This window comes from Pseudomonas sp. TH04 (assembly GCF_016651355.1).
GTDB lineage: Bacteria > Pseudomonadota > Gammaproteobacteria > Pseudomonadales > Pseudomonadaceae > Aquipseudomonas > Aquipseudomonas fluorescens.
The window spans coordinates 272458-284996 of the sequence record NZ_JAEKEA010000001.1; the positions used below are offsets into that span (position 1 = coordinate 272458).

Genomic DNA, 12539 nt, shown 5'->3' on the forward strand with positions numbered 1-12539 from the left:
GATTGTCTTTATGTATCAGATTTATTCGCCTAGTTTCTACTCTCTTTCAAATGAAGTACGTGGGGCACACCATGTTGGATACGCAATTGAGAGGGTATGTTGCACTCGTCAGTGGTGCCGGGAGTGAGTCCGGGATCGGTATGGCTATTGCTCGCAGGCTAGGTGCATCCGGAGCGAAGTTGATCATCACTGCCAGCAGCAACCGCATTGTGGATCGGGTTAAAGAGCTGCGCCGTGAAGGGTTTGAAGTTGAAGGCCGGCCTGTTGACCTTACTGATGAAAACGTGGTGCGTGAATTCAGCCTGTGGGCAGAGTCAGTCTGGGGACGAGTCGATATTCTGGTGAACAATGCCGGGATGTCCATGCACGGCAGCCCTGAGATTTTCTCGGAATTGGCGTCGATGGAACTCCATGATTGGAACCATTCACTGGCCCGAAACCTGACCACCGCCTTTCTGCTGACCCGAGCCGTGTTGCCCGGTATGAAGGCCAGAAGTTACGGGCGCATTGTCAATATCAGTTCTACCACTGGCACCCGAGGGAGCAATCCGGGGGAAGCCGCTTATAGCGCCGCCAAGGCAGCGATGGTGGGCATGAACATGGGACTTTCGCTTGAAGTCGCCAGGCAGGGGATTACCGTCAACAGCGTGGCCCCCGGCTGGATCACCACGGGCTCAACCACCCCGGTTGAAGCCGAGGCGGGGCGCTTCACCCCAATGGGGCGCGCAGGCAGCCCCCGCGAAGTGGCGGCGGCGGTTGCATTTCTGGCATCGCCTGACGCCAGTTACATCACAGGGGAAGTCCTTGTGGTGGATGGCGGGAACTGTCTGGTCGAGAACAAAGCCCCTCACGGCGATCAGTAAGTTTGAATACGCGCCAGCGCGCTCAATCCACGATTGTGGGCGGGGGGCGATAACCGAGATTTATACAAGCGCGATGTATCAAAGAACCTATGAGTGCTTTGAGCCGTATTCGGCTGTCAGTCAGCAACGGACTTTTAATTAATTTGATAATTAACATGGGGTATTGATCATGTCGAACAGTGGAATTAGTGAATCAGCGATTGCTGCTTTTACCGCCTCCGAGCGTGCCCGGTTTATAGAAAACAACCCCACTTCACTGGCGCTGGCCGAGCGCGCCCAGGCGAATCTGTTCAACGGTGTGCCCATGCACTGGATGAGCGATTGGTCGATGCCTTCGCCGCTCTTCGTCCAGCGTGCCAAAGGGGCGCGCTTCACCGATGTCGACGGGCATGAATACATCGACTTTTGCCTTGGCGACACCGGGACGATGTTCGGCCATTCACCTGATCCTATTGTCCGCGCCATAACCGAGCAGGCGAATAATGGCTTGACCACGATGCTGCCGGGCGAAGACGCGGTGGTCTGCGGCGAGTTGCTGGCTGAGCGATTCGAGCTGCCTTACTGGCAAGTGACCGCCAATGCGACTGACGCCAACCGTTATGTGCTGCGCTGGGCGCGCGCTATCACCCAGCGCAACGTCTTGCTGGTGTTCGATGGCTGCTACCACGGCACCGTGGATGACGTGATGGTGCGCTACCGCGACGGCAAAACAGTGCACCGTTCAGGTCTTGTGGGCCAAGCCTACGACTTGAGCCAATACAGTCGATCCATCCCCTTCAACGATGTCGCCGCACTGGAGGCGGCGTTAGCCCAGGGCGATGTGTGCGCGCTGATGTGCGAGCCGGCGATGACGAACATTGGCATGGTCCTGCCGGATCCGGGGTTCATGCAAAAGTGTCGAGAGCTGACCCTTAAATATGGCAGCCTGTTGGTCATTGATGAGACCCACACTATTTCCACCGGCCTCGGTGGATGCACGCGCCACTGGGCGTTGAAACCCGACTTTTTCGTGGTGGGTAAACCCATTGCAGGTGGCGTGCCTTGCGCGGTGTTTGGCGTTAGCGAGCCAGTCGCCTCGGCCATGCGCGACGTCCAGAAGACCATCAGCGAAGAGAGCGGCGGGCATGGCCACAGTGGCATGGGCACGACGCTGTCCGCCAACGCACTGGCGATGCGCTGCATGCGTGTCAGTCTCGAAGAGGTCATGACCGAGTCTGCGTACCAGCATATGTTGCCCCTGGCCTCACGGCTGGCGCAGGGATTTCGAGCGCTGTTCAAGCGGCACCAACTGAACTGGTCGGTAACAGAGTTGGGCGCTCGTTGTGAGTTTCAATTCTGTGCCACACCGCCAAGAACAGGCGCGCAAGCCGAGGCGGCTTTTCACGACAGCCTCCAAATGGCGCTGCATCTCTATTTGATCAATCGCGGAATCCTGATCACGCCTTTTCACAACATGACCCTGTGCTGTCCGCAGACACGTGATGCGGATATCGACAGGCTGATCGCTGAGTTGGATAACGCACTGACCACGCTGCTTGCCCTGCCTGGCGCGCGGGTTATCGCGTGATAACGGCACGTCTGAAAACGCCATTGTTCTTAAATACTGCCAGTCGCTTGAATGAGCGCTAAGAGGTTTGACATGCAATTTGCGGATAAAAAAGAGGCCCTGGATTATCTGGCCGCCCACCCTGAAGTGCTGAGCATCGAGTTGTTCCTTATCGACGCGAATGGCGTTCCACGGGGCAAACTGTTGCATCGCGACGAACTGCTGGCGATCTACGAAAATGGCCGGCCATTGCCCAGTTCCATTCTCGCCTTGACCGTGCAGGGTGAAGACGTAGAAGACACAGGCTTGGTCTGGGAGGTTGCCGACGCCGATTGTTGGACATACCCCTTGGCGGGAAGCCTGACCTTACAACCCTGGCGCACCAACCCCACCGGTCAAGTGCAGGTGAGCATGCACCCGACCCAAGGTATTCCCGCCGCACCGGCGGACCCGCGCCACGTGCTGGTGACCACCATCGAGCGGCTGAAAGCCGATGGATTCCATCCGGTCATGGCCGTTGAGTTGGAGTTCTACTTGCTGGACCGACAACGCGACGTCAACGGTCGGCCGCAGCCGGCGTTGCAGGCCAATGGCGTACGCCCTGTTGCTCCACAGGTCTATGGCGTATACGAGCTGGAGCAGCTTCAACCGTTTCTGGATGACCTCTACGCGGCGTGCGCGCTGCAGGGGTTGCCGGTACGTACGGCGATATCCGAGTACGCGCCAGGCCAGGTCGAGTTGACGCTGGAGCATCGTTTCGACGCACTTCAGGCCATTGATGAAGGCGTACGTTACAAACGCCTGGTCAAAGGTGTGGCCAACAAACATGGGCTGCAAGCGTGCTTCATGGCCAAGCCATTCAGCGACCAGGCCGGCAGCGGTATGCACCTGCACGTCAGCCTTGCCGACGAGCACGGGAATAACTTGTATGCGAGCGAAGACCCACAGGGTACGCCGCTGTTGCGGCACTCCATCGGCGGGATGATGGAGACCTTGTTTGACTCTCTGGCGATATTTTGCCCCCACGCCAATTCATATCGACGCTTCCAAACCGGTAGTTACGCGCCGCTGGCTAAAAGTTGGGGCGTCAACAACCGTACTGTGTCGTTCCGCGTGCCCGGCGGCGCTGCAATCAGTCGGCATATCGAACACCGCATTTGCGGTGCCGATGCCAACCCCTATCTTGCCGCTGCCGCGTTACTTGCGGGCATTCACTACGGCATCACGCATCAAAGCGATCCCGGCGCGGCGATTGTGGGGAATGGCTATGAACAGGCGACCGATTTTCTACCCACCGACTGGCTGACAGCGTTGCAGGCACTGCAACGTTCAACCTGGGCACGTGAAGCGCTGGGCGCTGAGTTCCTGAAGGTGTTCCTGGCGATCAAGTGGCGCGAGTTCCGTCAATTCAATGCTGAAGTCGGGGAACAGGACTGGCGCTGGTACCTCACTCACGCATAAAGGTTGGCCCGTCAGCGCATCTTGAAATGGACTGCTGGAGAGTCGCTGACAACTAAGATGCGTACCGCACATCCTGCGCATTTCACAGTGACTCATCATTATGAGCCGCAGGTCGTATGCCCGCGGCTCGGATCGTAATCACGCATACGATAGGGTCGGGAAAAGTCTACGGGAGCGGGGGCAGTCCAATCCGCTGGAAGTGAATGGCGCTCCATGGTTTGTGCAAAGGCAGAAATGATCAGCCGCACAGCCTGCCAGACGATCCCTAAAGACTGTCAGGGTCGCCAAAAAACATCTGGATCCGCGACCGCAGCCAGCGCTCCCCTGGGTCGTTATCCTGCGACCCGCGCCAGGCCATATGCAGTTCAAAAGTGCGCACCGGCAGCGGTGGGTCCTCTGCCCGCAGGCCGCCCGCCGCTGTGAGTGCCTCGGCTGCGTAGTCCGGCACGGTGGCCAGAATGTCGGTGCCCGCCAGCAAGGTGCCCAGCCCATTGAACTGCGGCACCGCCAGTACCACGTGGCGTTTTCGATTGAGTTTTTCCAACTCTTCGTCAATAAACCCGCTCAGGTCGCCCGCGAAGGACACCAGGGCGTGGGGGCGTGCGCAGAAGTCGTCCAGGCTCAGCGAGCCGGGTACGCTGTCGGCCCGCAGCAGTTTCGGCAGGCTGCGACGCAGTACTTTGCGCTTGGCATTGGCCGGCAGGTCGGCGGTGTAGCTGACGCCGATGGAGATCTCACCGGAGGCCAGAAGGCCCGGCATCAGGATGTAATTGACGCGGCGCACCACCAGCACAATGCCCGGAGCTTCGGCACGCAGGCGTTTGAGCAATGGGGGGAGCAGCGCGAACTCGACGTCGTCGGACAGGCCGATACGGAACACCGCGGTGCTGGTGGCCGGGTCGAACTCGGCGGCACGGCTCACGGCGGTGGAAATCGAGTCCAGGGCCGGGGAGAGCAGGGCGAAGATTTCGACGGCGCGTGCCGACGGCTCCATGCTGCGCCCGGTGCGCACAAACAATGGGTCATCAAACAGCCCGCGCAGACGCGACAACGCCGCACTGATGGCCGGCTGGCCGAGGAACAGCTTCTCGGCGGCGCGGGTCACGCTGCGCTCATGCATCAAGGTTTCGAATACGATCAAGAGGTTAAGGTCGACACGACGCAGGTCGTTACGGTTCATCTTGTGTCCTGGAAGAGTCAGCAAACTTGACGTGAACGGCCATATTCAGAACCCTCAGGTTCCACTTAGACGCATGACCGGCATGAATCTTACGGGGAAAGGCTGGTACTCTGCACAAGATAATTGAGTTTTCCTATAAGAGTTGAGGTCTATTCCTCGGTTGCGGAATCAATGACAGGCATGTCGACTATTAACGCCGACCGATGGCCTTCGCTGGAAAGCCCAGATAGAGTTCATGGCATTAGAGGTTACTTTGACGAGGTTTGCGATGTCCCGCACGATCCGTTTTCACAAGTTTGGTCCGGCCGAGGTGCTCAAATGCGAAGAGCATGCAGCCGCGCAGCCCGCACCGGGCGAAGTGCAGGTGCGTGTCGAGGCGATTGGCATCAGCTGGTATGACATTTTGTGGCGTCAGAACCTGGCGTCTTCGCATGCACGTCTGCCGTCCGGCCTTGGTCATGAGATGGCCGGGGTGGTTGTCGCCCTCGGTGAGGGCGTGGATGACTTGGCCGTGGGCGATAAAGTGGCCAGTTTTCCGGCCGAGAGCCCCAATGATTACCCGGTGTATGGCGAGCTGATCGTTCTGCCCCGTTCGGCCTTGACCCGCTACCCGGATGTCTTGAGCCCGATTGAAGCCAGCGTGCACTACACGCCGCTGCTGATTGCCTACTTTGCCTACATGGATCTGGCGCGGGTCAAGCCCGGTCAATTTGCGCTGGTCACCGACGCCAGCCACTGTGCCGGCCCCTCGTTCGTACAACTGGGCAAGGCCCTTGGGGTGCGGGTGATTGCTGCGACCAAGGACAGCGCCGAGCGTGAGTATTTGCTGTCCCTGGGGGCGGAGAAGGTCATCGTCACCGAAGAGCAGGACCTGCTCATGCAGATCAACAAGTACACCGATAACCGCGGCGTTGATGTGGTATTCGATGGCTTGGGTGGCCCGCAGATGTCATTGCTGGGCGACGTATTGGCCCCGCGTGGCAGCCTCGTGCTCTACGGGTTGCAAGGCGGCAACCAGACGCCATTCCCGGCGTGTGCAGCCTTCCAGAAGAACATCCAGTTCTTCGTGCACTGTATCGGCAACTTCACCGGTAAGCCGGAGCTGGGCATCATTCAGGACCATGTGGCGCTGCAACGTGCGTTGCGCGATATCAACCAATTGACCGCCGATCGCGTGCTGGTGCCACTGAAAACCACGGTATTTGCGTTCAATCAGTTCGTTGAAGCGCACCGTTATATGGACGAATGTCCGTGCCGCGAGCGTGTTGCGTTGCAGGTTGAAGCTGTTTGAGTTGTAGGAGGATTCGCAAATTCGTCTTCAAAACCCTGGACGCATGGGGCAAATGCGCCATTTGACAGGGTTTAACCTGCGCGTTGACTGAAGCGCGCAGGGGCCGTTCCGTCCTGTAAACGATACCTTTCTCCCCGTCGCCGCCCTGAAATTCAGCGCGGCGTTTTTGTGCGCGCGTCTCCAACGCAGTGCCCGATAACTAACTGAACTGGTTTTCGGTCAGGTTCTGTATCTGTTATTCATTATTTCAGCCCTGATAATTGGTGCTTCACTTTCAACTCAAGGACTGAGTAATGAATGACCAATTGAAGTGGCAGTGGGTACTTTCTGTCATTGCGCAGGGTGCAGTGTTTGCAGGCCCCCGCGGACGGGTAGATTTTCACGGCAGATATCAATCCACACCCAAGCGAAGATCGAAGTTTAGTGAGTTTTGTTTGTCGGATAGATCTTTGAACTTATTGTTAAGGCGTTGTAGGAACTTGTCTGAATGTTCCTAGGAGCACTGCCGCAGTGCTCTGGATGCTTGTCGTACGGACGTTCGGTGCCGCAAATGCGCTCGGACGTGGGAAGTACGCAGTCCGTCGATTTGTTGCAAGATGCTGGTGTTTATTTATCCCGAACACTGCGCTGCGGGCAACGTTATTACACATGCAATAGATCGGGCAGCTACGCTCGGTAGTTGTTTGAAACTGATATTTCAACTCAGGTAGTAGAGCTATGAGCGCTATTCACGAACAGGCTATGAATTACGTATACCAGCAAGTTCAGCAACGCTTAGTTGGGTACTTCACCCGTGCAGAACGCACAGCACTTCAATTGTTGATTCAGCGTATCGTCGTGGCCGCCGGTGGTATGGAGCAAGTAGGGAGTTACAAGGTGCTGGTGGCCCATGGCGGCGGCGAAGTCAGCAGCTACACCCTGGCAATGCTGCGCGCCGCACAACTGAGTATCGCCGGGCGCTCGCCCAGAACATTTCAGCTACGGGTCGCCACGCTGTGCCACGCGGGCATGACTCAAGACACCCTTGACGCGATTCATCGCGGTTACAGCCGACTGTTTTTCCATGACGACCCCCGGGTCGAGTTGTTGATGGTCGATAATCAACACGTGCTGCCCTTCAATCACCAACATCCGGTATCTGGCCGGGCCTGTGATACCCACCAGCGCAACATGCTAATGGTGGGGCATCTGACTTCCGGCGATATTCGCGCCACCCTGTGCAACGAGACCTACTTGGCGCTGGGTGATTTCTATCAGCGCGTCACCGCCTGGAAAGGCGGCGTACATGCATTGGTCAGCGGCGACTCTACGCGCAAACAGAGCCAACTCCTCGCCTGGCTGAAAAAGGCCGCTCAAGCCAAAGGTGTCAGCCCTTCGAAGGGCCAGCCAGCTTCGCTCAACGGCCTGTTCACGCGCATGGATGAATGGAGCGGCGACTTCTACCGCGACCTGTACGGTGAGCATTATGTGCCGAAGGCCGACATCAGCCCGGGTGGGCACCGCCACTTGGCGTACATCGGTATTGCCGACCTGCTTGAGGGGATCGATCGCCCCCGCGCGCCCTTGCTCACCGAGTTCATGGCCTACACACCCGACCCGCTGGGCTTTCATTTCAGCCACCCAGCCTTTGCCAATCCGCTGCTGATGGCCCACCTGCGCGGCCTGCAGGCCGAGTGCCTGCGCGAATTGCGTTATGAGGAAGGCGTCGATGAGTTCCTGGTGCTGGCGCGTGAGTACCTGCGTCGGCGGCACGTTCCCGAGGAACTGGTGACTCGGGCCGTCAACCGCGAGGAGCGCGTCGTGTCGAGCACGTACGCGCAGCAGTTCTTCGGCCTGGATGAAAGCCAGCTGATCTGCCTGCTGTTTTCGCCGTTTATCCATCACGGCGAGCGACTGGAAGGTTACTTGCGCCAGTGCCACCCGGGAATGTTGGTGGCGTTGCCTGAACTGCACAAGGTGCTGCAGGGCAAGCCGGCCGCCGAGATGTTGCAGCAATGGGTGACCGATGCCAGCGGGCTGCCACTGCCTTTGCTTCAGCATCTGTACCGCAAACGGCCGATGACGCTTGCCCCCGGTGGCGTACGCAACGGTCCAACGCAACGGCCCCTGGCCAGTGGCAGCATGGCCTGTCAGCTGTCCGGGCGATGACGCTGCGGGGGGCGCGGCAAGTAGACTTCGCTTATCAGGCGGTCTATCGCTACATGATCAACCTGATCAATGAGGTCAGTAGCGATACGCGGGTGAAACTGCCGTCTTTGCGGCAGTTGTCCCAGCGTTTGAATGTATCGATCTCCACCATTCAATACGCGTACTCGCTGTTGGAGAAAGAGGGCCGGGTGTACTCGGTGTCGAAGTCGGGCTATTACGCATGGCCGCTGGCGGGTAGCCCGGTGAGCTGGCCCAGTGGCGATTTACTTGAACGCCTCTATGTGGCCGCGCGGCGCCCGGGCATGGTGGTACTCAGCGGCGACGAGCCTGCGTTGCTGGCGTCGCTGGACGGCACATTGCTGGGGCTGGAGCGCGAACTGGTGCGCCAGTACCCGCGCCATTTGCAGCCGTGGTCCCAACCCTGTGGCGTTTGGGAGCTGAGAGCGGCGTTGGCGGCACGCTATACCACGTCGCCGACGCGTTGTTGGCACGCCGACGACGTGTATATCGGTGCCGACCTGCGCGGTGTGCTCGACATCCTCATTGAGGTGTTGGGCTTGCGCGGCTCCACGGTGATCGTCGAGTCACCCTGCGACTGGCTGATCCTGCGTGTGCTACGGGATGCCGGGGTGCGCATCCTCGAGCTGCCTTGGTCGGACGAGGGCAGTCTGGACCTGGTGATGCTCGAAGGCATGCTGCGCAGTGAACCGGTGCACCTGGTGTTGCTGTCATCGTCGGTCAGCCTGCCTTCGGCGGTCGCGATGCAGCCCCGCGACCGCCAGGGCGTGGCGAAACTGCTGGACCAGTACGCGTGCTGGCTGCTCGAAAACGACAGCTGTGGTGAGTTGGGGTTCAAGCAGCCCCAGGCGCCCCTGCGTGACCTCGTCAACCCCGAGCGATTGGTGGTGTTTTCCTCATTCGAGAAAATACTCGGGCCAGAGGCGCCGTTTGGCTACGCATTAGCGCGCCACAGCAGCGGCGAATTGCAACGTCAGTTCCTGTTGCGCGCGTTCCGGTTGTCCTCAATTCGCCAACGTGCGATTGCCCGTGTGTACCAGAGTGGGCGCATCGACCAGCACCTGCACGACTTGCGCCGGTTGCTGCGTGAACAGGCGGGCGAAATGAGCCAGTACCTGGACCGGTACCTGGGGGATCAAGTGAGCTATCGGATGCCCGCAGGGGGTGGCGCTTTCTGGTTAGGCTCCACGCAACCCGTCGACATGCGCCAGGCATTCCAGTATTTGCTGGCGCGGCAGGTGGTGGTGGCACCGGGAGAACTGTTCAGCGTCAGCGGCCTGCATCACCAGCACCTGCGGTTAAGTCATACTTTCCATGGCCAGCCCAACCTGGAGAGTGCCCTGGAGACACTCGGCGAGGCGCTGCGACAGGCACAGATAGCCTAAGCGCATGAAATTTCTCTCGCTGCTGTAGGATCGATACCGTCGCGCAGTAGTCCAACTCTCAGTAAACTGTCATTTTTTCCGAATCCTTCCTTCTCGAGGTTTATGCATGACAATCAGTCCTTTTGCGGGCAAGCCGGCCCCAGCTCAGTTGCTGGTGGATATCCCGCGACTGGTCACGGCCTATTACACCGGCCAGCCTGATGCAGCGATCTCCACACAGCGTGTGGCCTTTGGGACCTCCGGGCACCGTGGCAGCTCGTTTGAGCTGAGCTTCAACGAATGGCATGTGCTGGCCATCAGCCAGGCCATCTGCCTGTACCGTGAAGCCCAGGGTATCAATGGTCCTTTGTTCGTTGGCCTGGACACCCACGCGTTGTCGACACCTGCCGGTGCCAGCGCCCTGGAAGTGCTGGCTGCCAACGGTGTACACGTCATGCTCGCCGAAGGCGATGAGTACACACCGACCCCGGCCATTTCTCACGCGATCATTTGCTACAACCGTGGCCGTACCAGCGGCCTGGCCGACGGCATCGTGATTACGCCGTCGCACAACCCGCCACAAAGCGGCGGCTACAAGTACAACCCGCCCAACGGCGGCCCGGCCGATACCCACGTCACCAAGTGGATCGAAGCCAAGGCCAACGAGCTGCTTGCCAACAAGCTGGCCGGGGTTAAACGCATCACGCACGCCCAGGCGCTCAAGGCGGATACCACCCATCGCCATGACTACCTCAACAGCTACGTGGCCGACCTGGTCAATGTGATCGACATGGACGCGATCCGCAGCGCCGATCTGCGCCTGGGTGTCGATCCGTTGGGCGGAGCAGGGGTGCGCTACTGGTCGGCAATTGCCGAGCACTACCGTTTGAACCTCGACGTGGTCAACACCGAAGTCGACGCCACGTTCCGTTTCATGAGCGTCGATTGGGACGGCCAGATCCGCATGGACCCGTCCTCCAGCTACGCCATGCAAGGTTTGATCGGCCTCAAAGAACGCTTTGACGTAGCCTTCGCCTGCGACCCTGATCACGACCGCCACGGCATCGTCACGCCGTCCGGTGGCCTGCTGGCACCGAACAACTACCTGGCCGTGTCGATTGATTACCTGTTCCAGAACCGTCCGGACTGGCGCGCCGACGCGGCCGTCGGCAAGACCGTGGTCAGCAGCGGCTTGATTGATCGCGTCGCCGCGCGTATCGGTCGTCGCCTGTACGAAGTGCCGGTCGGCTTCAAGTGGTTTGCCGATGGCCTGTTCGAGGGTTCGCTGGGCTTTGGCGGCGAAGAAAGCGCCGGCGCCTCGTTCCTGCGTAAAGACGGCACCGTGTGGAGCACCGACAAGGACGGCTTGATTCCGGCGTTGTTGGCGGCAGAGATGACCTCGCGCAAAGGCCAGGACCCCAGCCAGATCTACCGTGGCCTGACCGACGCCCTGGGCGAGCCGTTCGCGATTCGTGTCGACGCCAAAGCCACTCCGGCGCAGAAGGCCTTGTTGGGCAAGTTGTCGCCGGAGCAGGTCACGTCCACGCAATTGGCCGGGGAGAGCATCCAACAAATCCTCAGCCATGCGCCGGGTAACAACCAGGCCATCGGCGGTTTGAAAGTGATGACCGAGAACGGCTGGTTCGCCGCGCGGCCATCGGGCACCGAGGATATCTACAAGATCTACGCCGAGAGCTTTATTGGCGAAGATCACCTCAAGCAGTTGGTGGAAGAAGCCCAGGTGCTGGTAGACGGCGCTATCAGCCAATAACCACGCCAAACCCACTGTGGGAGGGGGCTTGCTGCCTCCCACCGTGTCGGTTGAAGCAACGCGTCACGTCAGGCCAGGTCGACCAGCACGATTTCACTGTCTTCCAGCGCCGTCACCCGCAACACCTGCTCATCCGCAATCGCCACACCGTCGCGCGCTTGCGCCCGTAAGCCATTGACTTCAATCACCCCCGTCGCCGGCACCAGATACGCCCGACGGCCGCTGTCGAGCCGATACTCGGCACTTTCACCCGCTTTCAGGTTGGCTGCCACCAGGCGTGCATCGGCACGAATGCGCAGGCTTTCGCTGTCACCGGCTTTGCCGCTGGCCAATGTCACAAACCCCTCGCGATCACCTTTCGGGAATGGCTTGGCACCCCAGGAGGGCGGCAGGCCGGCTTCATTCGGGATAATCCAGATCTGAAAAATCTTGCTCGGGGTGGCTTCCAGGTTGTATTCGCTGTGGGCAATCCCGGTGCCGGCACTCATTACCTGCACGTCGCCCGCCTCGGTGCGGCCCTTGTTGCCCAGGTTGTCGGCATGGCTGATGGCGCCTTCACGCACATAGGTGATGATTTCCATGTCGCGGTGCGGGTGCTGCGCAAAGCCGGTGCCCGGCGCGATGATGTCGTCGTTCCACACCCGCAGGTTGCCCCAGTGCATGCGCTCGGGGTCGTGGTATTCGGCAAATGAAAAGTGATGATGGGCGTCGAGCCAGCCATGGTGCGCGCCGCCCAGGGAATTGAAAGGTCGAAGTTCAAGCATGATCGTCTCCTGTTGATGGGCTCATCATCCTGCAGTGCAAGATCGATAAAAAGCGTAAAAAATGCCTGATTCCTATCAGTTGAATCGATTGATTGCTGGGGTTTTAACTTTTACTTCGTCGCCTAACTGCATG

General features: G+C 59.4%; 9 protein-coding genes. 7 read left to right on the top strand and 2 right to left on the bottom strand.

The window, feature by feature from the left end; translation table 11 throughout:
- Window positions 1-71 precede the first annotated feature (71 nt).
- The 3 genes from JFT85_RS01165 (at window position 72) to JFT85_RS01175 (ending at window position 3870) form a co-directional block, all read left to right on the top strand.
- Window positions 72-863 carry an SDR family NAD(P)-dependent oxidoreductase gene (locus JFT85_RS01165; protein WP_169875379.1) on the top strand — a complete coding sequence of 264 codons (792 nt, stop codon included), beginning with the start codon at window positions 72-74 and terminating at the stop codon, window positions 861-863.
- A gap of 169 nt (window positions 864-1032) precedes the next feature.
- Window positions 1033-2430, top strand: coding sequence for an aspartate aminotransferase family protein (locus tag JFT85_RS01170; protein ID WP_053256188.1), 1398 nt, complete (start codon window positions 1033-1035; stop codon window positions 2428-2430).
- A gap of 72 nt (window positions 2431-2502) precedes the next feature.
- Window positions 2503-3870: a glutamine synthetase family protein gene (locus JFT85_RS01175; protein ID WP_201228900.1), complete on the top strand. Its 1368-nt coding sequence runs from the start codon at window positions 2503-2505 to the stop codon at window positions 3868-3870.
- A gap of 265 nt (window positions 3871-4135) precedes the next feature.
- Here the strand turns inward: JFT85_RS01175 and JFT85_RS01180 are convergent, their stop codons facing one another.
- A complete protein-coding gene (locus tag JFT85_RS01180; RefSeq protein WP_053256186.1) occupies window positions 4136-5050 on the bottom strand; it encodes a LysR family transcriptional regulator in 915 nt (304 codons plus the stop codon).
- A 268-nt stretch (window positions 5051-5318) separates the two neighbouring features.
- On the opposite strand from JFT85_RS01180, the gene JFT85_RS01185 reads away from it, so the two are divergent.
- The 4 genes from JFT85_RS01185 (at window position 5319) to pgm (ending at window position 11642) form a co-directional block, all read left to right on the top strand.
- Complete coding sequence (locus JFT85_RS01185) at window positions 5319-6341, top strand: zinc-dependent alcohol dehydrogenase family protein (protein ID WP_053256185.1); 1023 nt, start codon at window positions 5319-5321, stop codon at window positions 6339-6341.
- Window positions 6342-7058: 717 nt separating this feature from the next.
- Complete coding sequence (locus JFT85_RS01190) at window positions 7059-8489, top strand: hypothetical protein (RefSeq protein ID WP_069551544.1); 1431 nt, start codon at window positions 7059-7061, stop codon at window positions 8487-8489.
- Window positions 8486-9892: an aminotransferase-like domain-containing protein gene (locus JFT85_RS01195; RefSeq protein WP_073637558.1), complete on the top strand. Its 1407-nt coding sequence runs from the start codon at window positions 8486-8488 to the stop codon at window positions 9890-9892. The genes JFT85_RS01190 and JFT85_RS01195 overlap by 4 nt, the downstream gene beginning before the upstream one ends.
- Before the next feature lie 106 nt (window positions 9893-9998).
- Window positions 9999-11642 (top strand): phosphoglucomutase (alpha-D-glucose-1,6-bisphosphate-dependent), encoded by a 1644-nt coding sequence (gene pgm, locus JFT85_RS01200; RefSeq protein WP_053256182.1) that lies wholly within the window; start codon window positions 9999-10001, stop codon window positions 11640-11642.
- A 68-nt stretch (window positions 11643-11710) separates the two neighbouring features.
- Here the strand turns inward: pgm and JFT85_RS01205 are convergent, their stop codons facing one another.
- The gene (locus JFT85_RS01205; protein ID WP_053256181.1) at window positions 11711-12406 is read right to left on the bottom strand and encodes a pirin family protein; all 696 of its coding nucleotides are present in this window, start codon (window positions 12404-12406) and stop codon (window positions 11711-11713) included.
- Between the last annotated feature and the right edge of the window lie 133 nt (window positions 12407-12539).

Coding starts and splice junctions, on each gene's coding strand:
- JFT85_RS01165 (WP_169875379.1), top strand. CDS start 72: ATGTTGGATACGCAATTGAGAGGGTATGTTGCACTCGTCAGTGGTGCC.
- JFT85_RS01170 (WP_053256188.1), top strand. CDS start 1,033: ATGTCGAACAGTGGAATTAGTGAATCAGCGATTGCTGCTTTTACCGCC.
- JFT85_RS01175 (WP_201228900.1), top strand. CDS start 2,503: ATGCAATTTGCGGATAAAAAAGAGGCCCTGGATTATCTGGCCGCCCAC.
- JFT85_RS01180 (WP_053256186.1), bottom strand. CDS start 5,050: ATGAACCGTAACGACCTGCGTCGTGTCGACCTTAACCTCTTGATCGTA.
- JFT85_RS01185 (WP_053256185.1), top strand. CDS start 5,319: ATGTCCCGCACGATCCGTTTTCACAAGTTTGGTCCGGCCGAGGTGCTC.
- JFT85_RS01190 (WP_069551544.1), top strand. CDS start 7,059: ATGAGCGCTATTCACGAACAGGCTATGAATTACGTATACCAGCAAGTT.
- JFT85_RS01195 (WP_073637558.1), top strand. CDS start 8,486: ATGACGCTGCGGGGGGCGCGGCAAGTAGACTTCGCTTATCAGGCGGTC.
- pgm (WP_053256182.1), top strand. CDS start 9,999: ATGACAATCAGTCCTTTTGCGGGCAAGCCGGCCCCAGCTCAGTTGCTG.
- JFT85_RS01205 (WP_053256181.1), bottom strand. CDS start 12,406: ATGCTTGAACTTCGACCTTTCAATTCCCTGGGCGGCGCGCACCATGGC.